Source organism: Aquibium pacificum, from assembly GCF_040839445.1.
Taxonomy (GTDB): Bacteria; Pseudomonadota; Alphaproteobacteria; order Rhizobiales; family Rhizobiaceae; genus Aquibium; species Aquibium pacificus.
In genome coordinates this window covers 521,163-544,779 of sequence record NZ_JBDPGJ010000002.1, presented here as the reverse complement: position 1 = coordinate 544,779, position 23,617 = coordinate 521,163, and the positions used below count along the sequence as shown (strand labels likewise).

Here is a 23,617-nt window from a genome sequence, read left to right as displayed (position 1 = left end):
GCGTCAACAAAGTCCGGGCCCGCTCAACAGCAAAGTGGCTATGGCCTGCGCAAAGAAGACGGGAAGAGGGCCGCGGGGGTGCCGGGTTTGTTGACTCGCCAACGGCACCTGCTATGTGTCGCCTGCCTTTCTGGAGGGCATTCTCGGGGGCCGCACGCATACCGGCCGCCGTCGGCTTCGCGACAAGAGAGCAATCATGCCATCACGTGAAAATCATGACCGCATGGCCAATGCGATCCGTTTCCTTTCCGCCGACGCGGTGGAGAAGGCCAATTCGGGGCATCCGGGCCTGCCGATGGGCGCGGCCGACATCGCGACGGTGCTCTATACCCGCTTCATGAAGCATGATCCGCACCATCCGCACTGGCCCGACCGCGACCGCTTCGTGCTGTCGGCCGGCCACGGCTCCATGCTGCTCTATTCGCTCCTCTATCTGACGGGATACGAGGACATCACGATCGACGAGATCAAGAATTTCCGCCAGCTCGGATCCAAGACCGCCGGCCATCCCGAATACGGGCACGCGGCCGGGATCGAGACGACGACCGGCCCGCTCGGCCAGGGGCTGGGCAACGCCGTCGGCATGGCGCTGGCGGAGCGCATCATGAACGCCCGCTTCGGCGACGCGCTGGTCGACCACCACACCTACGTGCTGGCGGGTGACGGCTGCCTCATGGAAGGCATCAGCCAGGAGGCGATCGCGTTTGCCGGCCACCTGAGGCTCTCCAAGCTGATCGTCTTCTTCGACGACAACGGCATCTCCATCGACGGGCCGGTGTCGCTTTCGGACTCGACCGACCAGTGCGCTCGCTTCGAGGCCTCCGGCTGGCACGTCCAGCGCTGCGACGGTCACGACCCGGACGCCATCGCCGGTGCCATCGAGACGGCCAAGGCTTCGGGCAAGCCGAGCATGATCGCCTGCAAGACCACCATCGGTTTCGGCGCGCCGACGCGCGCCGGTTCCAACAAGGCGCACGGATCGCCGCTCGGGCCCGAAGAGATCGCGGGGGCGCGAAAGGCGCTCGGCTGGGAGGCGAAACCCTTCGTCGTGCCCTCCGAAATCCTCGACATGTGGCGGCTGGCCGGCCTGCGCTCCGCCAAGGACCGGAAGGAATGGGAACGCCGGCTCGCCTCCGCCGAGGCGGAACTGCGCAGCGAGTTCGAGCGCCGCATGCGCGGCGAGCTTCCCGGCGGCTTCGAGGCCGCCATGGCCGACTACAAGAAGCGGCTCGCCAAGGAGAGGCCGAAGCTCGCGACGCGAAAATCCTCCGAGAACGCGCTCGAGGTCATCAACGCCGCCGTTCCGGAGACGATCGGCGGGTCGGCCGACCTGACCGGATCGAACAACACCAAGACCAGCCAGACCAAGCCGATCACGCCGACGGACTATTCGGGCCGTTACGTCTATTACGGCATTCGCGAGCACGGCATGGCGGCCGCCATGAACGGCATGGCGCTGCATGGCGGCCTCGTGCCCTATGGCGGCACGTTCCTCGTCTTCACCGACTACTGCCGCCCGTCGATCCGGCTCGCCGCCCTGATGGGCCAGCGCGTGATCTACGTGATGACGCACGATTCGATCGGCCTCGGCGAGGACGGCCCCACGCACCAGCCGGTCGAGCAGCTCGCCGCGCTGCGGGCGATCCCGAACCTCCGGGTCTACCGCCCGGCGGACGCGGTGGAAGCCGCGGAGTGCTGGCAGCTGGCGCTGGAAGACACGAGCGGACCCTCGGTGCTGGCGCTGACGCGGCAGAACCTTCCGGCGGTGCGCACCGAGCACGTCGAGGAAAACCTTTGTGCCTTCGGTGCCTATGAACTGGAGACGGCGAGCGACGACGCGGCGGTGACCATCTTCGCCACCGGCTCGGAAGTGGAGATCGCGCTCGCGGCGCGCCAGCAACTTCAGTCCAACGGTCACCCGACCCGCGTGGTCTCGGTGCCATCGATGGAGCGTTTCGCGCGGCAGTCGCCCGAGTACCGGGCCGCCATGATCGGCAATGCCCCGGTGAAGGTGGCGATCGAGGCCGGCGTGCGACAGGCCTGGGACGCCCTCATCGGCCAGGACGGCATTTTCGTCGGCATGCACGGGTTCGGCGCGAGCGGAAAGTACGAAGAGCTCTACAAGCACTTCGGCATCACCGCCGAAGCGACCGCGGCGGCGGCCGAGAAGCGGCTGCACGGACGAGGCTGAACGCGACATCCATGACCGCCGCTGCGCCGGCCAGCAGAGGACCCAGGAATATTTATCGATTGAATTTGCTGGCAGAACCCGGTTTCGGTTCTGCCAGAGCCCTCGCGCGTCTGGATTCCACGCCGCGCTGTCGCTAAGTAGCGGCATCCTTTTCGAGAGGGTGCCGCGCACCCGTCATCCGCGCCAGGAGGTATTCTGAATGACCGTCAAAGTCGCCATCAACGGTTTCGGCCGCATCGGCCGCAACATCGTACGCGCAATCTATGAGTCCGGCCGCAAGGACATCGACATCGTTGCGATCAACGATCTCGGCCCGGTCGAGACCAATGCGCACCTGTTGCGTTACGACAGCGTCCATGGCCGCTTCCCCTCCGAGGTGACCGTCGTGGGCGACGAGATCCGCGTGGGCGACGACAGCTTCAAGGTCTTCGCCGAGCGCGACCCCTCCAAGCTGCCCTGGGGCGACCTCGGCATCGACATCGTCATGGAGTGCACCGGCATCTTCACCTCCAAGGAGAAGGCCTCGGCGCATCTTACGGCAGGCGCCAAGCGCGTCCTGGTCTCGGCTCCGGCCGACGGCGCCGACCTGACGGTGGTCTATGGCGTCAACCACGACAAGCTGTCGAAGGAGCACGTCGTCGTCTCCAACGCCTCGTGCACCACGAACTGCCTCGCCCCCGTCGCCATGGTCGTTAACGAGGCCTTCGGCATCGAGAAGGGCTTCATGACGACGATCCATTCCTACACCGGCGACCAGCCGACGCTGGACACCATGCACAAGGATCTCTACCGCGCCCGCGCGGCGGCGATGTCGATGATCCCGACCTCGACGGGTGCGGCCAAGGCCGTCGGTCTCGTGCTGCCGGAACTGAAAGGCAAGCTGGACGGCGTGTCGATCCGCGTGCCGACCCCGAACGTCTCGGTCATCGACTTCAAGTTCGTCGCCAAGAGGACGGTGACGGTCGACGAGGTGAACCAGGCGCTGATGGCCGCCGCCGACGGCGCGCTGAAAGGCATCCTCGCCTACACGAAGGAGCCGCTGGTCTCCATCGACATGAACCACAACCCGGCTTCGTCCACCTTCGCGCTCGACCAGACCAAGGTGATCGAAGGCGATCTCGTCCGCGTCATGTCCTGGTACGACAACGAATGGGGCTTCTCCAACCGCATGGCCGACACCGCCGCTGCCTTCGCCAAGACGATCGGCTGATATCTCGTCGCGTTCTTCGGATCGGAGCGCCCGGGCACGGTCCCGGGCGTTTTCCGTTTTGGGCCGCGAATGGACCGGCGGGCAAAAAAGGGCATTTCCTTCCTTGCCTTGGGCCATCGCTTCGCCGCACTCTGGCTAGAAACATCGGGAGGGCTGAGCGGAGGCGGGAATGGAGAGCATCTATCTGGCGATCATGGTCGGCACGGCGCTGATCATCGCCGCTGCTTTCTCCAGCCTGATCGCCTTCCGCTTCGGTGCCCCGCTGCTGCTGCTCTTCCTCGGGATCGGTCTGGTCGCCGGCGTCGACGGGATGGGGCTCGATTTCGACAATGCGAGCGTCGCTTATTTCGTCGGCTCGCTGGCGCTGGCGGTGATCCTGTTCGATTCGGGCTTCGGCACGTCGCTGGCATCCTTCCGGCAGTCGGCACTCCCTTCGATCGTGCTGGCGACTTTCGGCGTGGCCATCACCGCTTCGATCTTCGGCGTGGGAGCCTACTACGTCACGCCGCTCTCCTGGCTGGAATCCTTCCTGCTCGGCGCCACGATCGCCTCCACGGACGCGGCCGCCGTCTTCTTCCTGCTTCGCGCCGGCAACCTCAACCTGCGCGACCGGGTGCGCTCGACGCTGGAGGTGGAATCGGGATCGAACGACCCAATCGCCATCTTCCTCACCATCACCCTGGTCTCGGTGATCGCGACGGGAAGCGAGCCGCAGGCAGAGGTGCTCTTGACCGACATCCTGATCGGCTTCGCCGTCCAGATGGGGCTCGGCCTCGCGGCGGGCGTGACCGGGGGCTTCCTGATCGCGCGGCTGGTGGAACGGCTCCAGCTCGACGTCGGTCTCCTGCCGATCTTCGTCATCACGCTGGCGCTGCTCCTGTTCGGCATCGCCGGCGCGATCGGCGGCTCGGGTTTCCTCGCGGTCTATGTCGCTGGCCTTATCGCCGGCAATTCCGGCGTCCGATCGGCGGCGCGGCTGAAGCGCTTCCAAGACGGCATCTCCTGGCTCGCGCAGATCATCATGTTTCTGGTGCTGGGGCTCTTCGCCACGCCGTCACAGTTTCCCTCCGTTGCCATCCCCGCCGTGGCATTGGGGCTGTTCCTGGTCTTCGTGGCGCGGCCGGTGGGGGTGTGGCTCTGCCTCGCACCCTTCCGCTTCACCCGCGCCGAGACGGCGTTTGTGGCATGGGTCGGCTTGCGCGGCGCGGTGTCAATCCTGCTCGCGCTGACGCCGATCCTCGGGCGGCTGGAGAACGGACAGGTCATCTTCAACACCGCCTTCATCATCGTGCTCGTCTCGCTTGTGGTTCAGGGCTGGACCATCGGGCCGCTGGCGCGTCGCCTCGGGTTGGTGGTGCCGCCGCGGGTGGGTCCGCTCGACAAGGTGGAACTGGAACTGCCGGGCGCCGCCCATCACGAGCTTCTCGCCTACCGCGTCGTCGCGGGCAGTCCGGTGGCCAACGGCGTGCGCATCCCGCGCTGGGCACGGCCGTCGCTGGTGGTGCGCGAGGGCCGTTCGCTCACCTACCAGTATGCCGGCCGGCTGATGGCCGAGGACCACGTCTATATCTTCGTTCCCGACCGCTACCCGCCGCTACTCGACAGGCTGTTCGCCAGCCGGGCCGAGCTCGACGAGGACGACGCGGATTTCTTCGGCGAGTTCGCGATCGACGGCTCCCGCCCCGCCGCCGATCTCGATTCGGCCTACGGGCTGATCTTGAAGGAGGAGGAAGCCGCCATGTCGATCGCCGACCTCGTGGTCGCCCGCCTCGGCGGCAGGGCGGAGTATGCCGACCGCCTGACGATCGGTCCGATCGAACTCATCGTGCGCGACGTCGACGAGCACGGCGCGATCAAGGACATCGGACTTTCGGTGGAGCCACATTACGTGGCGCCGAAGGTGCCGGTTTTCTTGAGCCCCGGCGAGATGTGGGACCAGACGGTGAGCGCCTGGCGCGGCTGGCGCGAAGCCGGGCGGCAGCGCCGGCTCCGGGCGAAGGAAGCGACCGAGGCCCGGCAGCGGGAGGCGGGCGAAGGCCCGAACGTCGTCCTGCCGCGCGACGGCGGTTAACAACCCGGCGCGGTCGCTTCCGCGTCGTCTTGGCCGCTTGCACCCGGCATGGCAGGCTGTATGGTCCCGCCGACCGAAATTCCGGAGACCGATCCATGCCCGCATTCAGGACCCTCGACGACATTGGCGACATTGCCGGAAAGCGCGTTCTGGTGCGGGTCGACCTCAACGTTCCCGTGAAGGACGGGCGGGTTTCGGACGCCACCCGGATCGAGCGCGTCGCGCCGACGATCACGGAACTGTCCGACAAGGGCGCGAAGGTGATCCTGCTGGCGCATTTCGGCCGGCCGAAGGATGGTCCCGATCCGTCGATGTCGCTCGAACCGATTGCCGCGGCGACCGAGGCCGTGCTCGACCGCCCTGTTCACTTCGCGCCCGACTGCGTCGGCGATGTGGCGCAGGGCGCCGTCAATGCCATGGCGGACGGCGACATCCTGCTCCTCGAAAATACCCGGTTCCACAAGGGCGAGGAGAAGAACGATCCGGCCTTCGTCGAGGCGCTTGCAGCAAACGGCGACATATACGTCAACGACGCCTTCTCCGCCGCGCACCGGGCGCACGCCTCGACCGAAGGGCTCGCCCACCACATGCCGGCCTATGCCGGGCGCACCATGCAGGCCGAACTCGAGGCGCTGGAAAAGGGTCTGGGCAACCCGCGGCGCCCGGTCGTGGCAATCGTCGGCGGGGCCAAGGTCTCGAGCAAGATCGACCTCCTGACGAACCTAGTGAAGAAGGTCGACGCGCTGGTGATCGGCGGCGGCATGGCGAACACCTTCCTCGCTGCGCGCGGGGAGAATGTCGGCAAGTCGCTGTGCGAGCACGACCTCGCAGCGACCGCCAAGCAGATCATGATCGAGGCGGCGACCGCAGGATGCGCGATCGTGCTGCCCGTCGATGCCGTCGTGGCAAGGGAGTTCAGGGCCGGCGCGGCTTCCGAGACGGTCGGCGTCGATGCCGTGCCTGCCGACGCGATGATCCTGGACGTCGGCGCGAGGACGGTGGAGGCGATCAACGAGTGGATCGACCGTGCGGCGACGCTGGTCTGGAACGGCCCGCTCGGCGCTTTCGAGATCGAACCCTTCGATGCCGGCACGGTCGCTGCGGCGAAGTATGCCGCCGCGCAGACCAGGGAGGGCGTGCTGGTCTCGGTCGCCGGTGGCGGAGACACGGTCGCGGCGCTCCACCATGCCGGCGTGGCCGACGACTTCACCTATGTCTCGACGGCTGGCGGGGCCTTCCTGGAATGGATGGAAGGCAAACCCCTGCCGGGCGTCGAGGTGCTGAAGTCGTAGGCCACGGGCCGGCAAGACCGTCGCAAGCGCGACCTCATCCTCGACGGACGGCGGGTGCCATGCCTACCAGCGCGATGCCGCTGAAGACGGCGAGCGCACCGGCGGCCTCGCGGATCGTGTAGGCGTCTCCCATCACGGCGACAGCGATCGCAGCCGTGGCGATGGCCTCGACGGCGAGGATCCCGAAGATCGTCCGGGCGAGGCGGCGGTCGCGCAGAATATGCGTCTCGAAGCGCGCACCGACGGCGAGCGTCAGGAGCAGCGCCGGAACCAGCACGAGATAGGGTGACAGGCCCCAGGACTGCACGATCCAGGAAGTGGTCATGTAGAAGAATGCGGCCGCGGCCGCGAAGAGCATTGTCATTAGCGGGGACATCGGAGGCTCCAGGCGATGATCCAGCCCCTGTAGGTCAGTCACGGTCTTGTTCCCTTGCGTTCAGGCGTGCCCCCATGCCTATTGCGGATGCCGTAACCTAGTTCCCTTCGCCGCACTCCTCTGTTAAGCCTTTAACACTGCCGAAAATTCAGTGCTTTGCTAAAACGATTGAATTTCTTTCAATCGATTCAAGAGCTTGCGCCGCCGTTCCGTTTCAGCCGCGCTTCTGTTAGAGGCCAAACGACCAATTCAGGAGGCACGGAAGAATGAGCGGACGGGTGGAAGACATGGCGGCGCAGGTCGCGAACAAGGACGGCTTCATCGCGGCCCTCGACCAATCGGGCGGCTCGACGCCCAAGGCGCTCAAGCTCTATGGCGTTTCGGAGGATGCCTGGTCGAACGAGGACGAGATGTTCGACCTGATCCATGCCATGCGCGCCCGCATCATCACCTCGCCCGCCTTCACCGGCGACAAGGTGATGGGCGCGATCCTCTTCGAGCAGACGATGGACCGCTCGGTCGAAGGCGTGCCCACGGCGCAGTATCTGTGGGAGAAGCGCGGCGTCGTACCTTTCCTCAAGGTCGACCAGGGCCTCGCCGACGCCGCAGACGGCGTCAAGCTGATGAAGCCGATCGCCGGCCTCGACGATCTGCTCGAGCGCGCCGTCGCCAAGGGCGTCTTCGGCACCAAGATGCGTTCCGTAGTGGACGCCGCCAATGCGACCGGCATCAAGGCCATCGTCGACCAGCAGTTCGAGGTCGGCAAGCAGATCCTGTCGCACGGCCTCGTGCCGATCCTCGAACCGGAGGTGACGATCTCGATCTCCGACAAGGCCGAGGCGGAGGAGATGCTGCTCGCCGAGATCAAGAAGCATCTCGACGAGGTGCCGGCTGGTAAGAAGATCATGCTGAAGCTGTCGCTTCCCACGAAGCCGAACCTCTACAAGCCGCTGATCGACGATCCGCGCGTCATGCGCGTGGTGGCGCTGTCGGGCGGCTACATGCGCGACGAGGCCAATGCCAAGCTGGCGCAGAACGCCGGCATGATCGCCAGCTTCTCTCGCGCGCTGACGGAGGGCCTGTCGGCCAACCAGAGCGACGCGGAGTTCAACGCGACGCTGGCGGCCACGATCGACAGCATCTTCCAGGCATCGCGGGCGGACAAGGCCGCCGCCTGAACCGGGGCTGGACACACTGCCGACATCCAACGCAAGGTTTTCATCCTTCAGATCAGGTAGAATGACCGTCTCGGGCACATAGCATCGTCATACTCGGGCTCGGCCCGAGAATCTGCTTAGCAGATCGCGCTTCTTCGCGTTCGTGCGTTGACGGGTCCGGAACATATGAAGCCCGAGGATGTCGCGGGGGTGCGCCCCTCCCGTGTCTTGACCCGAGGCGCCTCTTCCACGCGCGTTTTTGCCTCGGCCGTCGCGGTCTTTTCTCTTTGGCGGGTTTGGTTGTAGGAACGCGGCATCCGCCAAGAGTCCGGTCGCCATCCATGTCCCGCCTGCTCCCTCTCCTCTCCTGGCTCGCCTTTCCCGTCTATGCCTGGCAGGGGCTCGGCGTGCGGCGGCGCACGGCGCGGCTGCTGCCAGCGGAAGGTCCCGTGCTGCACACGATCCCCGGCACCGGCGATCCGGTGCGGCTGCTGGTGCTCGGCGACTCCTCGGCCGCCTCCGTCGGCATCGCGCGGACGGACGGAGGCATCGCGGCCGTGCTCGCCGACATGATCGCCCGCGACACCGGGCGGCCGGTGACGTGGCGGGCCGCGGGCTTCAACTCGGCCACCTCCGGACAGATCCGCGACCATGCGGTTCCCAACCTACAGTGGGAGCCGTGGACGCACATCGTGCTGCCGGTCGGCACCAACGACGCGAAGAACTTCCACACCGTGCCGCGCTTCAAGAAGGATTTCGGCGGGCTGCTCTATGCCCTGCGCGCAAAATTTCCCGGCGCCCGCATCATCTGGTCCCCTGTGGTCGACATGACGCGGGTGCCCGCCCTGCCGCCGCTGCTGGCGAAAATCCTGGAGATACGCGCGCAGGCGATCAATGCGATGGCGGCGCGGCTCTGCTTCGAGCGCGGCGCTGTTCCCGCCTCGCGGCTTCCCATCGAGGACCCGCTGCTCGGGTTTGCCGCCGACGGCTTCCATGCCTCCGAGGCGGGCTACCGCGCCTGGGCGGAACACCTCCTGCCGCTGATCGAACTCACCCCGCCGGAGATGCTCGCGTCAGCTTCCGTGGCTCAGGATGACCGTCAGTGAGATTGCGCCCAGCGCAAGCAAGGCGAGTTTCCAGAAGTCGCTTCGCTTGCGCAGGCCGGGCAGCCCCAGCGGCTTGATGATCTGGATGACCATCATCAGGATGATGACGATGGAGAGGGCCTTGGTCATGGCCCCCATTGACCAGTCCCGTTGATGGAAGTCAAAGCCCTTGCGCGGGGCGCGACCTATGGGAACATAGTGGGATGGACGCCGCTGCGCGCGTTTCCGCACATGCAGCCGGCATCGAGGGAGGAAGCATGGTATCGCGTTATCACGAGGTCTACGAAAACTGGAAGCGCGATCCCGAGGCCTTCTGGGCCGTGGCGGCGAAGGCGATCGACTGGTACTCCCCGGCAGAACGGGTGTTCGACCCGAGCGAGGGCGTCTACGGCCGATGGTTCGCCGGCGCGACCTGCAACACCTGCTACAACGCCGTCGACCGGCATGTCGAGAATGGCCGCGCCGAGCAGGCTGCGCTGATCTACGACAGCCCGGTCACCGGCGCGAAGAAGAGGTTCACCTATACCGAGTTGAAGGCGGAGGTCGAGGCGCTCGCCGCCGTGCTCCGGGACCGCGGCGTCGAGAAGGGCGACCGGGTCATCATCTACATGCCGATGGTTCCCGAGGCGGTCTTCGCCATGCTCGCCTGCGCGCGCATCGGCGCGATCCATTCGGTGGTGTTCGGCGGCTTCGCGGCACGCGAACTCGCCACCCGCATCGACGATTCGACCCCGAAGCTGATCGTCTCGGCATCCTGCGGCATCGAGCCCGGGCGCGTGGTCGCCTACAAGCCGCTGCTCGACGGGGCCATCCAGATGGCGCGGCACAAGGTGGACGCCTGCATCGTGCTGCAGCGCGAACAACTGGGATGCGACCTGGTCGACAGCCGCGATACCGACTACACATCCGCGGTGGCGGAGGCGAAGCGGGCGGGCCGTAAGGTGCCCTGTGTACCGGTCGCGGCGACCGATCCGCTCTACGTCCTCTACACGTCGGGTACGACCGGCCAGCCCAAGGGCGTGGTGCGCGACAATGGCGGGCACATGGTCATGCTGGCATGGTCGATGTGGAACGAGTTCGGCGTCAGGCCGGGCGAGGTCTTCTGGGCGGCCTCGGATGTCGGCTGGGTCGTGGGCCATTCCTACATCGTCTACGCGCCGCTGCTGCACGGCTCTACGACCATCCTGTTCGAGGGCAAGCCGGTCGGCACCCCCGACGCCGGCACCTTCTGGCGCGTGATCTCCGAGCACGGGGTGGTGGCGCTGTTCACCGCGCCGACGGCCTTCCGCGCCATCAAGGGGCAGGATTCGAAGGGCGAATTCGTCGGCAGATACGACCTGTCGAAGTTCCGCACGCTGTTCCTGGCCGGTGAACGGGCCGATCCCGAGACGATCAAATGGGCGGAAAACCAGCTGAAGGTTCCGGTGATCGACCACTGGTGGCAGACCGAGACCGGTGCGCCGATCAGCCAGAACCCGATCGGTCTCGGGCAGCTTCCGGTCAAATACGGCTCGCCGGCCGTGCCGATGCCCGGCTACGAGATGCACGTGCTGGATGACGCCGGCCACGAAGTAGGGCGCGGCACGCTTGGCAACGTCGTTGTCAAGCTGCCGTTGCCGCCCGGCGCGCTGCCGACGCTGTGGAATGCCGACGACCGGTTCCGGAGCGCCTATCTCGACGAGTTCCCGGGCTACTACAAGACGGCGGACGCGGGCTACATCGACGACGACGGATACCTCTTCATCATGGCGCGCACCGACGACATCATCAACGTCGCCGGCCATCGCCTGTCGACCGGCGGCATGGAGGAAGTGCTGGCCGAGCATCCGGACGTGGCCGAATGCGCGGTGATCGGCGTTGCCGATGCGATGAAAGGGCAGGTGCCCTGCGGTTTCGTGGTGCTGAACGCCGGCGTGACGCGCGATCCGGCGGAACTGGAGAAGGAGGTCGTGGCCTTGGTGCGCGACCGCATCGGGCCGGTGGCGGCTTTCAAGACGGTGGTGCCGGTGAAACGGCTGCCCAAGACGCGCTCGGGTAAGATACTGCGCGGGACGATGCAGAAGATCGCCGACCACGAGGACTGGAAGATGCCCGCCACGATCGACGATCCGGCGATCCTCGACGAGATCACCGAGGCGTTGAAGGCCAGGGGTTTCGGCTGAGCACGCGGGCCTGCTTCGGCCTTTTTCGCCCTTCGGGCGGGCCCCAACCCTCGCCCCTCCCCATAAAGGGGAGGGGTATCTCGATGTAGGTCCTTGGCCGTCGCCTTCTTTTCCCCGCGCCGGGCCCACTGGTCCTCCGGGCACCGCGCGCTATAAGATGCCCGACGCGAAGCTCAGGGAGCACACCATGCCACTCGACGGAAAAGTCGCCATCGTCACCGGAGCCGCCGGCGGCATCGGCTATGCCATCGCTGAGCGCTTCCTGCGCGAGAAGGCGAAGGTGGTCATCGCCGACGTCGACGCCGAGAAGGGGGCCGCGGCGGAGAAGGACCTCGGCCGTCTCGGCGAAGTGCAGTACATGAAGGTCGACGTCGGGCGGCGGCTGGACGTGCACAACCTGGTGGCCGCGGCGATCGACTCCTATGGTGACATCGACATTCTCGTCAACAATGCCGGCATCGTGCACGGCGCGGACTTCCTCGATCTCACGGAGGAGGATTTCGACCGCGTGCTGAGCGTGAATCTCAAGGGCACGTTCCTCACGGGCCAGGCGGTGGCGCGCCACATGGTCGAGAAGGTCAACAATGGCGGCACTCCCGGCTCGATCGTCAACATGTCGTCGATCAACGCCGTCTTCGCGATCGCCAACCAGGTGCCCTACTCGGTGTCCAAGGGCGGCGTGAACCAGCTGACCAAGGCGATGGCACTGTCGCTCGCACCCTACCGCATCCGCGTCAACGCGATCGGACCTGGCTCGATCATGACCGACATGCTGTCCAGCGTGAATTCCGATCCGGCCGGGAGAAACCGGATCCTCTCGCGCACGCCTCTCGGCCGCATCGGCGAACCCGCCGAAATCGCTGCGATCGCCGTGTTCCTGGCCTCCGACGAGGCCAGCTACATCACCGGGCAGACCATCTATGCCGACGGCGGAAGGCTGCCCCTGAACTATACCGTTCCGGTCTCCGCGGAGTGAGGTCCGCGTCCTGACGCAAGGCTGTCAGGAGCACCGTGCGAAGGTCACTCCATCGAGAATTCGTTCGATGGAGGACTATCATGCACGCGAACTCACGATCCTATCTTGGCGTCGTCGGCCGGATGGCCGCCGGCTGGCGCGCCTGGCGCGACGAAGTCAGGACCGAACACCTGATCAACGGCCTCCCGCTGCATATCCGCAAGGATATCGGCTGGCCCGACACGCATTCCGCGCGCCTGTCGCGACGCGCGGGAATTCTCTTCCGCCTGTGAAGCGGTCCTGCCGGCTCCTGACAGGATGTTGTCAGGAGCCTCCTGCCACTATCTAATCAGCAAAGGAGTTACCCATGACCAGTTTCGCGCCGGAAAATGCAGTCGTTTGGTTCGAGATTCCGGTGACGGACATGGCGCGCGCCAAGGCGTTCTATGGCGCCGTCCTGCAGAACGAGTTGACCGACCAGGAGGGAGGTCCCAACCCGATGTCGGTCTTCAAGACCGCGGGGCAGAACTCGGTCGCGGGCCACATCTACCCCGGCAGGCCGGCGGCGGACGGATCGGGCAACACCATCCACCTGGCGGTCCCGGCCCCTCTCGAGGAAGCGATGGAGCGGGTGACGGCCAATGGCGGGAAGGTTCTGTCCCCCGTCATCAGCATTCCCGCCGGCCGCTTCGCCTATTGCCTCGATCCCGACGGCAACAGCATCGGCCTCTTCACGAGCTGAGAGACCGTCAACGGAGACGCCAAAAGCATGAGACGCGCCGACCGCCTGTTCCAGATCGTGCAGCATCTTCGCGGCGGCCGTCTCGTGACGGCGCGCATCCTCGGCGAATGGCTCGAGGTTTCCGAAAGGACGATCTACCGTGACATCGCCGACCTTCAGTCGACCGGCGTTCCCATCGATGGCGAGGCCGGCGTCGGCTACATCATGCGGTCGGGCTACGACCTGCCGCCGCTGATGTTCACGCGCGACGAGATCGTGGCGCTGGTGGCGGGCGCCCGCATGGTCCGGGCCTTCGGCGGCGCGGCGATGGCACGCTCGGCCGAGGAGGCGCTGGTGAAGATCGGCGCAGTGCTGCCGGATTCTGAACGCGACCGCATAGCGCGCACGGAGATCCACGCGCCGCTCTACGTGGTGAGCCAGTCGGACCGGGAATCGATCGATGCGATCGAACGCGCGATCGAGGCCCGCGCCGTGCTGACGCTCGATTATCGCGACGAGGGAGGGCGCGGCACCATGCGCGACGTACGCCCGCTCGGCCTCTGGTTCTGGGGCAAGGTCTGGACGCTGGTCGGCTGGTGCGAGATGCGCGAGGGCTTCCGCGCCTTCCGGATCGACCGGATCGCGGAGTTGAAGCCGGCCGGCCGCACCTTCAAGCCCGAGCGCGGCAAGCAGCTCGCCGACTTCTACAGGTCCATGGAAGGTCGTGACGCGGCCACCTTCGACCGCCGGTCGTCGCGCGAGGCGCTGTAGCAACTCTATCCGACGTCCAACACGATCTTTCCGATGTGCTGGCCCTCCTCCATCCGCTCGTGCGCCCGCCAGGCGTCGCGCAGCGGAAAGATCATGTCCATGACGGGAGCCACGCGCCGCTCGCCCAGCAGCGGCCAGACCTGGCGTTCGAGCTCGGCCGCGATCTGGCCCTTGAACTCGGTCGTGCGGGGCCGCAGCGTCGAACCGGTATGGACGAGGCGCTTCATCATGAGCTTGGCGAAATTCGCGGTCGCCTTGGGACCACCGAGGAAGGCGATCTGCACGATGCGTCCTTCCACCGCCGCCGCCTCGTAGTTCCGGTCGATGTAGTCGCCGCCCACCATGTCGAGGATCAGGTCCACGCCCTTGCCCTCCGTCGCTTCCTTCACGACGGAAACGAAATCCTCCTCGCGGTAGTTGATCGCCCGGTCGGCGCCCAGCGTTCGGCAGGCCTCGCATTTCTCGGACGAGCCGGCGGTCGCAAAGACCCGCGCTCCGAAGGCCTTGGCCAACTGGATGGCCGTCGTGCCGATCCCCGACGATCCTCCATGCACCAGGAAGCTCTCCCCTGCCCGAAGGCCGCCGCGCTGGAACACGTTGTGCCATACGGTGAAGAAGGTTTCCGGCAGGGCCGCCGCCTCAGTTAGCGTGAAGCCGTGCGGGACGGGGAGCGCGTTGCTCTCATGCGTCAGGCAGTACTCGGCGTATCCGCCGCCCGGCGTCAGGGCGCAGACCTTGTCGCCCACCTTCCAGCGCGTCGCCTCCGGGCCCGTCGCGGCTACTTCCCCGGCAACCTCCAGGCCGGGAAGGTCGGAGGCGCCTGGCGGCGGCGGATAGGCGCCCTGGCGTTGTGCTACGTCGGGGCGGTTGACGCCGGCGGCGCGCACGCGGATCAGGATGTCGCCGCCGGAGGGCCCGGGCACCGGCCGCCGCTCCTGCTTAAGGACCATGGGGCCGCCGGGTTCGGAAATCGCTATCGCGGTCATCGTCTCCGGGATCGCCTGCGCCATGTCGTCTCCTGTCCGCATCCATCTTCGGGGGCTAATTTGATTCCACCCCGCCTCGAACTGTATCCTCCCGGCCGTGTTCGGCCAACAGGAGGCGACGCCATGAGTATTTTCGACGATGCACCGGCCAAGAAGCCGAGACCGCACGAGATCGGACAGGAACTTTCGCTGCTGTCGGTCGCCGAACTGGAGGAGCGGATCGGGCTGCTGCGGGCGGAGATTGAGCGGCTGGAGGCCGAGCTTGCCACCAAGGACAGAACGAAATCGGCCGCGGAAGCTCTGTTCAGCCGAAGATGACGGGTTGACGCGGCGCTCCCGCGGCAGAAAGACACCATCATGGAACGGCTCGAATCGCAGCCACGACCACGAATGGCCGGAATGTTAGCAAGCTACACGCCCATCTTCTCGCTCCTGCGCGGCACCGCCTTCCTTCTGGCGGCCTCGGGCCTGCACAGCCTGCTCCTGCCGCTGCGCGGACAGGCGGAGGGTTTCCCGACCTCCTCGCTCGGCTTTCTCGGAACGGCCTGGGCGGGCGGCTTCGTCGCCGGTTGCCTGCTCGCGCCGCGGCTCGTCCGGCGCGTCGGCCACATAAGGGCGTTCGGGGCCTTCGCGGCATCTGCCGCGATCATCGCGCTGATGACGGGGCTGATCGTCGAGCAGTACACCTGGATATTCCTGCGCATCTTTACCGGCTTCTGCATGGCCGGCGCCTTCATGGTCATCGAAAGCTGGCTGAACGAGAGCGCCACCAACGAGAACCGGGGCACCGTCTTCGGCATCTACATGATGGTGACCTACGCCGCGATCATGGCCGGCCAGATGATCGTCGCGGCCGGAGACGTCACGACCGCCTCGCTGTTCATGGTTACCGGCATCTTCTTCTGCCTCGCGCTCATTCCGACGGCGGTGTCCACGGAAGCGAGCCCGCGGCCCCTGATGAACGTCTCGCTGGACCTCAAGGCGCTCTACCGCAACTCGCCCGTCTCGTTCGCCGGCTGCCTGCTCGTGGGCGTGGCCAACGGCGCCTGGGGAACGCTGGGCGCGGTTTACGGCGCGCGCATCGGTATCTCGACCTTCGAGATCGCCCTGATGATGAGCCTGGCGGTCATCGCCGGCGCGTTCTCGCAACTGCCGGCAGGTCGAATCTCGGACCGGACGGACCGGCGCTACGTGCTTGCGGCGGCGGCTTTCGGCGCGGCCGCGGTGGGACTGTTCATCTTCGTCGCCTCGGCGCGCGGCGGGGTGGCGGTCATCGTCCTGACCGGCGTCTACGGTTCACTGGCCTATGTACTCTACTCGATCGCGGTCGCCCATGCGAACGACCACGCGAGCCCCGAGGATTTCGTCAAGGTCTCGGGAGGCTTGCTGTTGCTCTATGGCTTCGGCACCATGATCGGCCCCGTGATCGGCGCCTTCCTGATGGAAAGGATGCGGCCCGAGAGCTTGTTTCTCACCACCGCGCTCGCGCACCTGCTACTGGCGGGCTATACGCTGCTGCGCATCAGCCGCCGGGCTCCGATCCCGGTCGACGAGAGGGAGATCTTCACGACCCATCCGTCCGAACGCGCGCTGACACCCGAAGCGCTGCGGCTCGATCCGCGCAGCGAGCCGCAGCCGGAACCGGCAGCCGAGCCGGAGAGCGGCATGGGACCGGAGGCGGGGTCCGAGGCGGAAGCGGAAGAGGTGACAAAGGCGCACGCTTGAGTTTGCGGTGCCGTCGGTTAAGCTGTTCGGGTCACCATCCTAAAGCGGGGCATCGGGCAGCAAGATGATCACGGCCGACGCATTCGCCGCGATATCCGACGCCAACCGCAGGTATCTGCTCGAGGAACTGCGCCGCGGCCCCAAGACCGTGAACGAACTCGCCTCCGGCCTGCCGGTCTCCCGTCCCGCCGTATCGCAGCATCTGAAGGTTCTGCTCGACGCCGGGCTCGTCCGGTCCAGTCCGGAAGGGACGAGACGCATCTATTCGATCAACCCGGTCGGCTTCACGCGCCTCAACATCTGGGTCGATCAATTCTGGTCGGAATGAGCGAAGTGAACCGGCGGCTTGGGCACCGCCGGCATTTTCTGGCTGAAGGATCGGCCTTCAGTGCCTCGTCGGGTGCGACTTGAGCTTTTCGATTGCATCCTTGAGCGCCAGCTTGCGGCGTTTCAACTCGACTATCTCAAGATCGTCCGTGGACGGATGCGCGATGGCCTCGTTGATCGCGCGATCCAGATCGCCATGCTTGCGTTGAAGTTCCTCAAGATGGGATGCTAGAGACATGAGTGCTGTTCCCTTTCATCGTTTCGACGCATCGATCAGGAACCGCGTCCCACCGCAGGCCGCGATTCGTGACAACGCCATGACAGTTTGCCACCACCCGCGTCCGGTGTCGAATGCCGCGTGGTAGCATTTTCTGTCGGGGCGAAATGTGATATAGGCCGCGCGTCGGCGGAATACCCGCGACCCTCGCCATTTTTTTGGCGCGCAGACCTGCGCCGGAGAAGCATATATGTCGGACCAGGACCAAGCCGAAGTTCGTCTCGAATTTGCGCGCTTGAAGCAGGAACATGCGGATTTCGACGCCGCGATCAACGCCATGATCGCCACCGGCTGCGACCCCATCCAGATCCAGCGCATGAAGAAGAAGAAGCTGGCGCTGAAGGACAGGCTCACCGTGCTCGAAGACCGCGTCATACCCGACATCATCGCCTGAGGCGCGCCTGCTTGCGGGCTCGAACCGTTTCCGGTAAGGGCCGGCTTTCTCGAAAGGGGCCGGACCATTGACGGATCGCCGCGCCGAAGTCGCCATCATCATGGGCAGCCAGTCGGACTGGGCGACGATGCGACACGCCGCCGAGACGCTCGCCGCGCTGGACGTGCCGCACGAGAGCATGATCGTCTCAGCCCACCGCACGCCCGAGCGCCTCTACGACTTCGCCCGCGGCGCGCGCGCGGCCGGATACAAGGTCATCATCGCCGGTGCCGGCGGTGCCGCGCACCTGCCGGGCATGACGGCGGCGCTGACTCCCTTGCCGGTCTTCGGCGTACCCATTGAATCCAAGGCGCTTTCCGGACAGGACTCGCTACTGTCCATCGTCCAGATGCCGGCGGGCGTGCCAGTCGGGACCCTGGCGATCGGGCGATCGGGCGCCGTGAACGCCGCGCTGCTGGCCGCCTCCGTGCTTGCCCTTTCCGACGACGATCTCGCCGGCAGGCTCGACGGCTACCGCGCCGAACAGACCGCGAAGGTCGCCCAGCGCCCGGCGGACGAGTCATGATCCGTCCGCTGGCGCCCGGCTCGACCATCGGCATCATCGGCGGCGGCCAACTCGGCCGCATGCTCTCGATGGCGGCGGCCCGGCTCGGATATCGCACCGTCATCCTGGAGCCGCAGCCGGACTGCCCGGCCGCACAGGTTTCTAGCAGCCAGATCGTGGCCGATTACGACGACCGCGCGGCTCTCACCAGCCTCGCCGCACAGTGCGACGTCGTCACCTACGAATTCGAGAACGTGCCCGTCGGCGGCGCCAGGATCCTCACAGATCACGTCCCGGTATTCCCGCCGCCGCTGGCGCTGGAGACCGCGCAGGACAGGCTAGCCGAAAAGATCTTTCTCAACCGACAGGAGATATCCACAGCCCGTTTCGTGCCTGTGGATAGCGAGGAAGACCTGGCGGCGGGGTTGGAGGCGTTCGGCGGCGAAGGCGTGCTGAAGACACGCCGTTTCGGCTACGACGGCAAGGGCCAGCGCGTCTTGCGCAAGGACGGCAGGAAGGAGGGCAAGGCGGCCTTCGCGGCGATGGGCGGCGTGCCGCTCATCCTGGAATCGCTCGTCCCCTTCGGCTTCGAGTTCTCCATCATCGCGGCCCGCGGGCAGGACGGTTCCAAGAAGGCCTATGACGCCGTGCGCAACGAGCACCGGGAGGGCATCCTCCGCCGCTCGACCGTGCCGGCGGCCATGCTCACCCACATGGAGGAAGCCGCGCGCGAGGCGACCTTCACGCTCATGGACGCGCTCGGCTATGTCGGCGTGATCGGGGTGGAATATTTCGCGCTGGACGACGGGACCGCGCTCGCCAACGAGTTTGCCCCGCGCGTGCACAATTCCGGCCACTGGACGGAAGCCGCCTGCGCCATCTCGCAATTCGAACAGCATATCCGCGCCGTCGCCGGCCTGCCCTTGGGCGACACGAGACGCCATTCGGACTGCGTGATGGAAAACCTGATCGGCGAGGAGATCGAGCGGATCCCGGACCTTCTCTGGGAAAGCGGAGTGGTTCTGAACCTCTACGGCAAGACGGAGACGCGGCCCGGCCGCAAGATGGGGCATTTCACGCGGCTTTCCTCCTGACGGCGCCATCGCGCAGTCGCCGAATTCGACCGTTCCGGTTGACACGATCCGCGCTTTGCGGCTAAGAGCACGCGACTTTTTCAGAGCGCGCCGCAAGGCGCGTCTTTCACTTATGGCCCGCGCGGGCCGCACAGCACGGGCTGAGACAATGAAGATCAAGAATTCGCTCAAGGCGCTCAAGAGCCGCCACCGGGACAACCGGATGGTCCGCCGCAAGGGCCGCATCTACATCATCAACAAGAGCGCGCCCCGCTACAAGGCTCGCCAGGGCTGATCCGCGGAACGGGCGTTCAGGATAACGCCCGCATCTCACGAGATTTTCACTTTGACGTTCCGCGCCGCGAAGCTAGGTTTCGCGGCATGCGGAACATTTTTGTCTTCTTCCTGATTCCCCTTCTCCTCGCGGGCAACCTTTCGGTCCAGGCAGCGCCAGCCGCCCCGGCAGTTTCGGAGGATGGTCCTTCCCGATTGGATACGCTGTTTTCCGACCTGAAGCGCGAGCGCAACGAGAAGGCAGCCGAGCGTATCGCGCGGCAGATCGGCGCGCAGTGGGCCGATTCGGGAAGCGCCTCGGTCGACCTGATGATGCAGTGGGCGAACGACGCGATGACGGAGAAGAAGTACGACGTCGCGCTCGACTTCCTGGACCAGGTCATCATGCTCCAGCCGGGCTTCGCCGAAGGCTGGAACCGCCGCGCGACTGTCCACTTCATGATGGAAAACCACGCCAAGGCAATGGCCGACATCGAGCATACGCTACGCCTGGAACCGCGCCATTTCGGAGCGCTGGCCGGGCTGGCCGGGATCCTGAAGGCACGCGGCTCCAACGAACTCGCGCTCGATGCCTACCAGCGGGTCCTCGACCTCTATCCCATGCTCCGCGATGCGCAATCGGAAGTCGTCGAACTGGCCGACGAACTGGCGGGCGAAGGCATCTGACGGCGAGGCCGGAATTGCCGGGCCGCCCCGGACCCGCTATCCGGAGCGGATCTCACAGCCGGTCCGCCAGATGAACCTCATATATGCCGCGATCGCATTCCTCCTCGCGCTCCTTCTCATCCTCGTCGGCGTCACGCGGATCGGGGCGTGGCTGATCGAGCGGCGCTATCCGCCTTCCGGAGAATTCGTCACGGTCAACGGCACGCGGATGCACTTCGTCCATGTGCCGGCAGGAAAGGATGCGGACCTGCCGCCGCTGGTCTTCATCCATGGCGCGAGCGGCAACCTTCGCGACCAGATGGTGCCCTTCCGGCCGCTGCTCGAAGGGCGTGCCGAAATGCTCTTCATAGACCGGCCGGGCCATGGGTGGTCGGATCGTGGCCCCGCCGGGAACCTGGACCCGACCGGACAGGCCGGAACCATCGCCGCACTGATGGACGAACTGGGCATTGCCCGCGCCATCATCGTCGGGCACTCCTTCGCCGGGGCCGTCCTCACCGCATTCGCGCTCGATGAGGCGGATCGGACGCAGGGCCTGCTCTTCCTCGCGCCGGCCTCGCATCCCTGGCCCGGGGGCGGCACGGCATGGCACTACGAGGTGACGACGACGCCGGTGATCGGCCGCTTCTTCGCGGAAACCCTGGCCTATCCGGGCGGGAAAATGCAGATGACGTCCGCGATCGAGTGCGTCTTCGCCCCCAACCCCGTGCCGGAGGAGTACGTGACGGAAGCGGCCATCCCGCTGGTGCTGAGACCTCGCGCGTTCCGGGCAAACGCCCGCGACGTCGCTGGTCTCTACGATTTCGTCGACGAGCTCGCGCCGCGCTACGGCGAGATCACCGCGCCGACGATCGTCATCTCCGGCGACAGCGATACGGTCGTCTACGAGGAGATCCACTCGGTGGGGTTGGCGCGCGACATTCCCGCCGCCGAACTCGTCTGGGTGAAGAACCTCGGCCACAAGCCGGACTGGATCGCGACCGATCTCGCGATCGCCGCGATCGAGAAGCTGGCAGGAGAGCAAAGGGACCTGGAGGCGCTCGCGCGGGACGTCGAGGAACGGATCGCCGGGGATCGTTCCGGCCCGAACTGCCGCGACGAGAAGCCGGTGCTCGGGCCGATCGACCAGGCCATGCGATAGAGGGGCGCAAGCCCACTGCCACGCTCGAGCGGGCTTCCGCAATTTCGACCGGGGGTGGAGCGGCCGATCCCAGCTCTTTGTTCGCATCGCGAGCGCACGCGTTCGACAGACGTCGGGCCCTGGCGGCGCGACATTTCCGGGATCTACCCGAGTATCCATGAGCGCCTGATACGGAGGGCACGAATTCAACCGCTTCGTGCGATGTCCCCGGCAACAAAGTGCGCGACCTGATCCTCATATGCCTTCCTGAAGGCCGGACGGGCGCAGGCGCGTTGCTTGTAGGCACGGATGTTCGGATAAGCCGGGGCGTCGGCCCGGCGCGTCTGGCGGAATACGTCCGCCAGCATGATGTCGGCAACCGTGAAGCGTCCAGCCGCAATCCACTCACGGTCCTCCAGGACGGCTTCCATATGCGCCAACCGACTGTCCAGCCAGCCGGTAAGCCCATTGTCCGGCCCTTCTGACCAGCTTAGAACCATCCATGGCACGCTGACCATTTCGATGGAATTCAATGCCGCGATCGTCCATTGCAGGGCATCAGCCTCGCCGACCGGATCCCGCGGCATGAGCAACTCGCTTTTTCTGGCAAGGTAGAGAAGGCAGGCTCCGCTCTCGAAGACCTTTATGCCGGCGTCTTCCAGGAATGGCACCTGGCCGAACGGCTGCCTGGCATAGTGATCGGGTCCGCGATCTTCAAACGGCGTCGTCTTCACCTCGTAGTCGAGCGCGGCCTCCTCGCAGGCCCATCTGAGCCTCAGATCGCGTACCAGGCCGCGCGGCCCGTTCTCACCGCCGGGCACGAAGTCATATGTCCAGATCGTGATCATCTCATTCTTCCAACCCATGGTTTTCAACCCCGCCCGTAGCATGTCTCATCGCTTCAGGACGACGTCGTTGTGGGGCTCTTTCCGGCCGGGCGTCGTGATCAGGCCATCCGAAAGAGCCGCGGGCCTCGGCGCTTCTGCGCGTGGCGGAGTGCCGGATCATTCGCCTGCTCCATTCCGACAAGTGGAGCGGGGATGGATTGCGGCCACGCCAATCGAAGAGGCCGCAGGGCCGTTATCGAACCCGTCTCCTTCTTCACCGACACGGATGCGCTAGCCCGACGGCGGCGCCGAGCCTGCCGGGTCCGTACGCAGGAAAGCCAGGAACGGCTCGGCCTCGGGCGGCAGGGCGCGGTGCTCGGTCTGGGCGATGCGCACGTCGACCATCATGGGTTCGGAATCGACGTCCAGCAAGGCCAGGCGGCCGGACTTCACATCCTGCTCGACGCTCGTCCAGAACGAGCACGTCAGGCCCACGCCGGCCAGGACGAGTTCGCGCAGCGGCGTGTACTCGTTGGTCTGAGCCACGACATTGACGTCGGGCACACCTGCATTGTGCAGCACCTGACGCACCGCGCGGCCAAACATCGAGGGCGGCGGTCCCACGAAGGGAAAGGTGGCGAGCACCGAGGGTGCGATGCGCTTGGCGCCCGCCAGCGGATGGCTCGGCGCGGCGACCACGACAAGCCGGGTCCGGCTGAGGATGTGCGAACTCACCTCCGTGACCGGGTCATAGCTGACGAACTGGCCGATGTCGGCGGTGCCTGACCGGATGTCGTTGATGACGTCCTCGATGGTGCCGATGCGCAGCACGAGTTCGATGCCGCGATTCTGCGACGCGAACTTCGCCAGGTCCGCCTGCATGCGCCGCGCCAGCGACCGCTGGCACGAAAAGACGATGCGTGTCTCTTCCCGCCTCGCCGACTGGTCGAGGCTCTGTTCCAGCGCCCGGGCGGACGCGAGGATCTGCCTGGCGTGGCGAAGCACAAGTTCGCCGGCTTCCGTCAGGGTAGGCCGCCTGCCGGGGCGGCGCTCGAACACCGGCGTTCCCACCTGGCTTTCAAGGCTCGTGATGTGTGCGCTGACCGACGCCTGCGAAATGTCGAGCCGGCTCGAAGCGGCGCCGAATCCACCGAAACGCACCACCGCTTCCAGCACCTCGAGTTGGCGCAGAGTGAGAGAAAGCATCCCGGCCACTCCATCCCTCACGCGACCGCGGAGCGGAAGATCGCTTCGAGCCCCGTGCGGGAAGCTACGCGCAATCTTCTATCGGCAGGGAGACCCTTCCGCAATGCCGGCGGCGCGACTGCCCCCCAGCCACGCTCTCGCGGAATCGGCAGTCGCATGATCGAGG

Annotated in this window: 26 protein-coding genes; 20 read left to right on the top strand and 6 right to left on the bottom strand. The window is 66.1% G+C overall.

Annotated elements, in window-relative coordinates:
* Positions 1 to 196 precede the first annotated feature (196 nt).
* From tkt to ABGN05_RS08940, 4 genes are all read left to right on the top strand, one after another.
* Positions 197 to 2,191 carry a transketolase gene (gene tkt / locus ABGN05_RS08955; protein ID WP_367953662.1) on the top strand — a complete coding sequence of 665 codons (1,995 nt, stop codon included), beginning with the start codon at positions 197 to 199 and terminating at the stop codon, positions 2,189 to 2,191.
* Between the two features lie 199 nt (positions 2,192 to 2,390).
* Positions 2,391 to 3,401, top strand: a complete 1,011-nt coding sequence (gene gap / locus ABGN05_RS08950) for a type I glyceraldehyde-3-phosphate dehydrogenase (RefSeq protein ID WP_367953661.1) — start codon at positions 2,391 to 2,393, stop codon at positions 3,399 to 3,401.
* 169 nt (positions 3,402 to 3,570) lie between these two features.
* Positions 3,571 to 5,472, top strand: a complete 1,902-nt coding sequence (locus ABGN05_RS08945) for a potassium/proton antiporter (protein ID WP_367953660.1) — start codon at positions 3,571 to 3,573, stop codon at positions 5,470 to 5,472.
* A gap of 95 nt (positions 5,473 to 5,567) precedes the next feature.
* The gene (locus ABGN05_RS08940; protein ID WP_367953659.1) at positions 5,568 to 6,764 is read left to right on the top strand and encodes a phosphoglycerate kinase; all 1,197 of its coding nucleotides are present in this window, start codon (positions 5,568 to 5,570) and stop codon (positions 6,762 to 6,764) included.
* 34 nt (positions 6,765 to 6,798) lie between these two features.
* Here the strand turns inward: ABGN05_RS08940 and ABGN05_RS08935 are convergent, their stop codons facing one another.
* Positions 6,799 to 7,140: a hypothetical protein gene (locus ABGN05_RS08935; RefSeq protein ID WP_367953658.1), complete on the bottom strand. Its 342-nt coding sequence runs from the start codon at positions 7,138 to 7,140 to the stop codon at positions 6,799 to 6,801.
* A gap of 266 nt (positions 7,141 to 7,406) precedes the next feature.
* Between ABGN05_RS08935 and ABGN05_RS08930 the strand changes: the two genes are divergently transcribed.
* Together ABGN05_RS08930 and ABGN05_RS08925 are read left to right on the top strand one after the other, a co-directional pair.
* Positions 7,407 to 8,318 carry a fructose bisphosphate aldolase gene (locus ABGN05_RS08930; RefSeq protein ID WP_367953657.1) on the top strand — a complete coding sequence of 304 codons (912 nt, stop codon included), beginning with the start codon at positions 7,407 to 7,409 and terminating at the stop codon, positions 8,316 to 8,318.
* Positions 8,319 to 8,638: 320 nt separating this feature from the next.
* A complete protein-coding gene (locus tag ABGN05_RS08925) occupies positions 8,639 to 9,403 on the top strand; it encodes an SGNH/GDSL hydrolase family protein (RefSeq protein WP_367953656.1) in 765 nt (254 codons plus the stop codon).
* On the opposite strand, the gene ABGN05_RS08920 is transcribed toward ABGN05_RS08925, so the two are convergent.
* Positions 9,371 to 9,541: a hypothetical protein gene (locus ABGN05_RS08920; protein ID WP_367954379.1), complete on the bottom strand. Its 171-nt coding sequence runs from the start codon at positions 9,539 to 9,541 to the stop codon at positions 9,371 to 9,373. The genes ABGN05_RS08925 and ABGN05_RS08920 overlap by 33 nt on opposite strands.
* Positions 9,542 to 9,660: 119 nt before the next feature.
* On the opposite strand from ABGN05_RS08920, the gene ABGN05_RS08915 reads away from it, so the two are divergent.
* The 5 genes from ABGN05_RS08915 (at position 9,661) to ABGN05_RS08895 (ending at position 14,012) form a co-directional block, all read left to right on the top strand.
* Positions 9,661 to 11,565 (top strand): propionyl-CoA synthetase, encoded by a 1,905-nt coding sequence (locus ABGN05_RS08915; RefSeq protein ID WP_367953655.1) that lies wholly within the window; start codon positions 9,661 to 9,663, stop codon positions 11,563 to 11,565.
* A gap of 187 nt (positions 11,566 to 11,752) precedes the next feature.
* Positions 11,753 to 12,541, top strand: coding sequence for an SDR family NAD(P)-dependent oxidoreductase (locus tag ABGN05_RS08910; RefSeq protein ID WP_367953654.1), 789 nt, complete (start codon positions 11,753 to 11,755; stop codon positions 12,539 to 12,541).
* A gap of 80 nt (positions 12,542 to 12,621) precedes the next feature.
* Positions 12,622 to 12,813 carry a hypothetical protein gene (locus ABGN05_RS08905; RefSeq protein WP_367953653.1) on the top strand — a complete coding sequence of 64 codons (192 nt, stop codon included), beginning with the start codon at positions 12,622 to 12,624 and terminating at the stop codon, positions 12,811 to 12,813.
* 74 nt (positions 12,814 to 12,887) lie between these two features.
* A complete protein-coding gene (locus tag ABGN05_RS08900; protein WP_367953652.1) occupies positions 12,888 to 13,262 on the top strand; it encodes a VOC family protein in 375 nt (124 codons plus the stop codon).
* A gap of 27 nt (positions 13,263 to 13,289) precedes the next feature.
* Complete coding sequence (locus ABGN05_RS08895) at positions 13,290 to 14,012, top strand: helix-turn-helix transcriptional regulator (RefSeq protein WP_367953651.1); 723 nt, start codon at positions 13,290 to 13,292, stop codon at positions 14,010 to 14,012.
* A 5-nt stretch (positions 14,013 to 14,017) separates the two neighbouring features.
* Here ABGN05_RS08895 and ABGN05_RS08890 read toward each other — a convergent pair whose 3' ends face one another.
* Positions 14,018 to 14,998 carry an NAD(P)H-quinone oxidoreductase gene (locus ABGN05_RS08890; RefSeq protein ID WP_373695924.1) on the bottom strand — a complete coding sequence of 327 codons (981 nt, stop codon included), beginning with the start codon at positions 14,996 to 14,998 and terminating at the stop codon, positions 14,018 to 14,020.
* Between the two features lie 123 nt (positions 14,999 to 15,121).
* Here ABGN05_RS08890 and ABGN05_RS08885 point away from each other — a divergent pair, with 123 nt between their 5' ends.
* From ABGN05_RS08885 to ABGN05_RS08875, 3 genes are all read left to right on the top strand, one after another.
* On the top strand, positions 15,122 to 15,316 hold the full coding sequence (locus tag ABGN05_RS08885) for a DUF1192 domain-containing protein (RefSeq protein ID WP_367953649.1): 195 nt from the start codon (positions 15,122 to 15,124) through the stop codon (positions 15,314 to 15,316).
* A gap of 81 nt (positions 15,317 to 15,397) precedes the next feature.
* Complete coding sequence (locus ABGN05_RS08880; RefSeq protein WP_367953648.1) at positions 15,398 to 16,723, top strand: MFS transporter; 1,326 nt, start codon at positions 15,398 to 15,400, stop codon at positions 16,721 to 16,723.
* A gap of 64 nt (positions 16,724 to 16,787) precedes the next feature.
* A complete protein-coding gene (locus ABGN05_RS08875; RefSeq protein WP_367953647.1) occupies positions 16,788 to 17,051 on the top strand; it encodes an ArsR/SmtB family transcription factor in 264 nt (87 codons plus the stop codon).
* A 57-nt stretch (positions 17,052 to 17,108) separates the two neighbouring features.
* Here ABGN05_RS08875 and ABGN05_RS08870 read toward each other — a convergent pair whose 3' ends face one another.
* Positions 17,109 to 17,288 carry a YdcH family protein gene (locus ABGN05_RS08870; RefSeq protein ID WP_367953646.1) on the bottom strand — a complete coding sequence of 60 codons (180 nt, stop codon included), beginning with the start codon at positions 17,286 to 17,288 and terminating at the stop codon, positions 17,109 to 17,111.
* A gap of 229 nt (positions 17,289 to 17,517) precedes the next feature.
* Here ABGN05_RS08870 and ABGN05_RS08865 point away from each other — a divergent pair, with 229 nt between their 5' ends.
* The 6 genes from ABGN05_RS08865 to ABGN05_RS08840 all read left to right on the top strand — a co-directional run bounded on the left by ABGN05_RS08865 (position 17,518) and on the right by ABGN05_RS08840 (position 21,439).
* Positions 17,518 to 17,721, top strand: a complete 204-nt coding sequence (locus tag ABGN05_RS08865) for a YdcH family protein (protein ID WP_367953645.1) — start codon at positions 17,518 to 17,520, stop codon at positions 17,719 to 17,721.
* Between the two features lie 67 nt (positions 17,722 to 17,788).
* The gene (purE, locus tag ABGN05_RS08860) at positions 17,789 to 18,286 is read left to right on the top strand and encodes a 5-(carboxyamino)imidazole ribonucleotide mutase (RefSeq protein WP_367953644.1); all 498 of its coding nucleotides are present in this window, start codon (positions 17,789 to 17,791) and stop codon (positions 18,284 to 18,286) included.
* Positions 18,283 to 19,359, top strand: a complete 1,077-nt coding sequence (locus ABGN05_RS08855) for a 5-(carboxyamino)imidazole ribonucleotide synthase (protein ID WP_367953643.1) — start codon at positions 18,283 to 18,285, stop codon at positions 19,357 to 19,359. Before purE ends, ABGN05_RS08855 begins: the two co-directional genes overlap by 4 nt.
* Before the next feature lie 148 nt (positions 19,360 to 19,507).
* On the top strand, positions 19,508 to 19,633 hold the full coding sequence (ykgO, locus tag ABGN05_RS08850) for a type B 50S ribosomal protein L36 (RefSeq protein ID WP_072601642.1): 126 nt from the start codon (positions 19,508 to 19,510) through the stop codon (positions 19,631 to 19,633).
* An 86-nt stretch (positions 19,634 to 19,719) separates the two neighbouring features.
* The gene (locus ABGN05_RS08845) at positions 19,720 to 20,298 is read left to right on the top strand and encodes a tetratricopeptide repeat protein (RefSeq protein ID WP_367953642.1); all 579 of its coding nucleotides are present in this window, start codon (positions 19,720 to 19,722) and stop codon (positions 20,296 to 20,298) included.
* Between the two features lie 70 nt (positions 20,299 to 20,368).
* On the top strand, positions 20,369 to 21,439 hold the full coding sequence (locus ABGN05_RS08840; RefSeq protein ID WP_367953641.1) for an alpha/beta fold hydrolase: 1,071 nt from the start codon (positions 20,369 to 20,371) through the stop codon (positions 21,437 to 21,439).
* Between the two features lie 185 nt (positions 21,440 to 21,624).
* On the opposite strand, the gene ABGN05_RS08835 is transcribed toward ABGN05_RS08840, so the two are convergent.
* Both ABGN05_RS08835 and ABGN05_RS08830 read right to left on the bottom strand, forming a co-directional pair.
* Entirely contained in the window at positions 21,625 to 22,266 is a 642-nt protein-coding gene (locus tag ABGN05_RS08835) for a glutathione S-transferase family protein (protein WP_367953640.1), read from the bottom strand.
* A gap of 270 nt (positions 22,267 to 22,536) precedes the next feature.
* A complete protein-coding gene (locus ABGN05_RS08830) occupies positions 22,537 to 23,451 on the bottom strand; it encodes a LysR family transcriptional regulator (protein WP_367953639.1) in 915 nt (304 codons plus the stop codon).
* Between the last annotated feature and the right edge of the window lie 166 nt (positions 23,452 to 23,617).

Bases quoted from the DNA above. Each gene is read 5' to 3' on its own strand.
- tkt (WP_367953662.1), top strand. From the start codon at position 197: ATGCCATCACGTGAAAATCATGACCGCATGGCCAATGCGATCCGTTTC.
- gap (WP_367953661.1), top strand. From the start codon at position 2,391: ATGACCGTCAAAGTCGCCATCAACGGTTTCGGCCGCATCGGCCGCAAC.
- ABGN05_RS08945 (WP_367953660.1), top strand. From the start codon at position 3,571: ATGGAGAGCATCTATCTGGCGATCATGGTCGGCACGGCGCTGATCATC.
- ABGN05_RS08940 (WP_367953659.1), top strand. From the start codon at position 5,568: ATGCCCGCATTCAGGACCCTCGACGACATTGGCGACATTGCCGGAAAG.
- ABGN05_RS08935 (WP_367953658.1), bottom strand. From the start codon at position 7,140: ATGTCCCCGCTAATGACAATGCTCTTCGCGGCCGCGGCCGCATTCTTC.
- ABGN05_RS08930 (WP_367953657.1), top strand. From the start codon at position 7,407: ATGAGCGGACGGGTGGAAGACATGGCGGCGCAGGTCGCGAACAAGGAC.
- ABGN05_RS08925 (WP_367953656.1), top strand. From the start codon at position 8,639: ATGTCCCGCCTGCTCCCTCTCCTCTCCTGGCTCGCCTTTCCCGTCTAT.
- ABGN05_RS08920 (WP_367954379.1), bottom strand. From the start codon at position 9,541: ATGGGGGCCATGACCAAGGCCCTCTCCATCGTCATCATCCTGATGATG.
- ABGN05_RS08915 (WP_367953655.1), top strand. From the start codon at position 9,661: ATGGTATCGCGTTATCACGAGGTCTACGAAAACTGGAAGCGCGATCCC.
- ABGN05_RS08910 (WP_367953654.1), top strand. From the start codon at position 11,753: ATGCCACTCGACGGAAAAGTCGCCATCGTCACCGGAGCCGCCGGCGGC.
- ABGN05_RS08905 (WP_367953653.1), top strand. From the start codon at position 12,622: ATGCACGCGAACTCACGATCCTATCTTGGCGTCGTCGGCCGGATGGCC.
- ABGN05_RS08900 (WP_367953652.1), top strand. From the start codon at position 12,888: ATGACCAGTTTCGCGCCGGAAAATGCAGTCGTTTGGTTCGAGATTCCG.
- ABGN05_RS08895 (WP_367953651.1), top strand. From the start codon at position 13,290: ATGAGACGCGCCGACCGCCTGTTCCAGATCGTGCAGCATCTTCGCGGC.
- ABGN05_RS08890 (WP_373695924.1), bottom strand. From the start codon at position 14,998: ATGACCGCGATAGCGATTTCCGAACCCGGCGGCCCCATGGTCCTTAAG.
- ABGN05_RS08885 (WP_367953649.1), top strand. From the start codon at position 15,122: ATGAGTATTTTCGACGATGCACCGGCCAAGAAGCCGAGACCGCACGAG.
- ABGN05_RS08880 (WP_367953648.1), top strand. From the start codon at position 15,398: ATGTTAGCAAGCTACACGCCCATCTTCTCGCTCCTGCGCGGCACCGCC.
- ABGN05_RS08875 (WP_367953647.1), top strand. From the start codon at position 16,788: ATGATCACGGCCGACGCATTCGCCGCGATATCCGACGCCAACCGCAGG.
- ABGN05_RS08870 (WP_367953646.1), bottom strand. From the start codon at position 17,288: ATGTCTCTAGCATCCCATCTTGAGGAACTTCAACGCAAGCATGGCGAT.
- ABGN05_RS08865 (WP_367953645.1), top strand. From the start codon at position 17,518: ATGTCGGACCAGGACCAAGCCGAAGTTCGTCTCGAATTTGCGCGCTTG.
- ABGN05_RS08855 (WP_367953643.1), top strand. From the start codon at position 18,283: ATGATCCGTCCGCTGGCGCCCGGCTCGACCATCGGCATCATCGGCGGC.
- ykgO (WP_072601642.1), top strand. From the start codon at position 19,508: ATGAAGATCAAGAATTCGCTCAAGGCGCTCAAGAGCCGCCACCGGGAC.
- ABGN05_RS08845 (WP_367953642.1), top strand. From the start codon at position 19,720: ATGCGGAACATTTTTGTCTTCTTCCTGATTCCCCTTCTCCTCGCGGGC.
- ABGN05_RS08840 (WP_367953641.1), top strand. From the start codon at position 20,369: ATGAACCTCATATATGCCGCGATCGCATTCCTCCTCGCGCTCCTTCTC.
- ABGN05_RS08835 (WP_367953640.1), bottom strand. From the start codon at position 22,266: ATGATCACGATCTGGACATATGACTTCGTGCCCGGCGGTGAGAACGGG.
- ABGN05_RS08830 (WP_367953639.1), bottom strand. From the start codon at position 23,451: ATGCTTTCTCTCACTCTGCGCCAACTCGAGGTGCTGGAAGCGGTGGTG.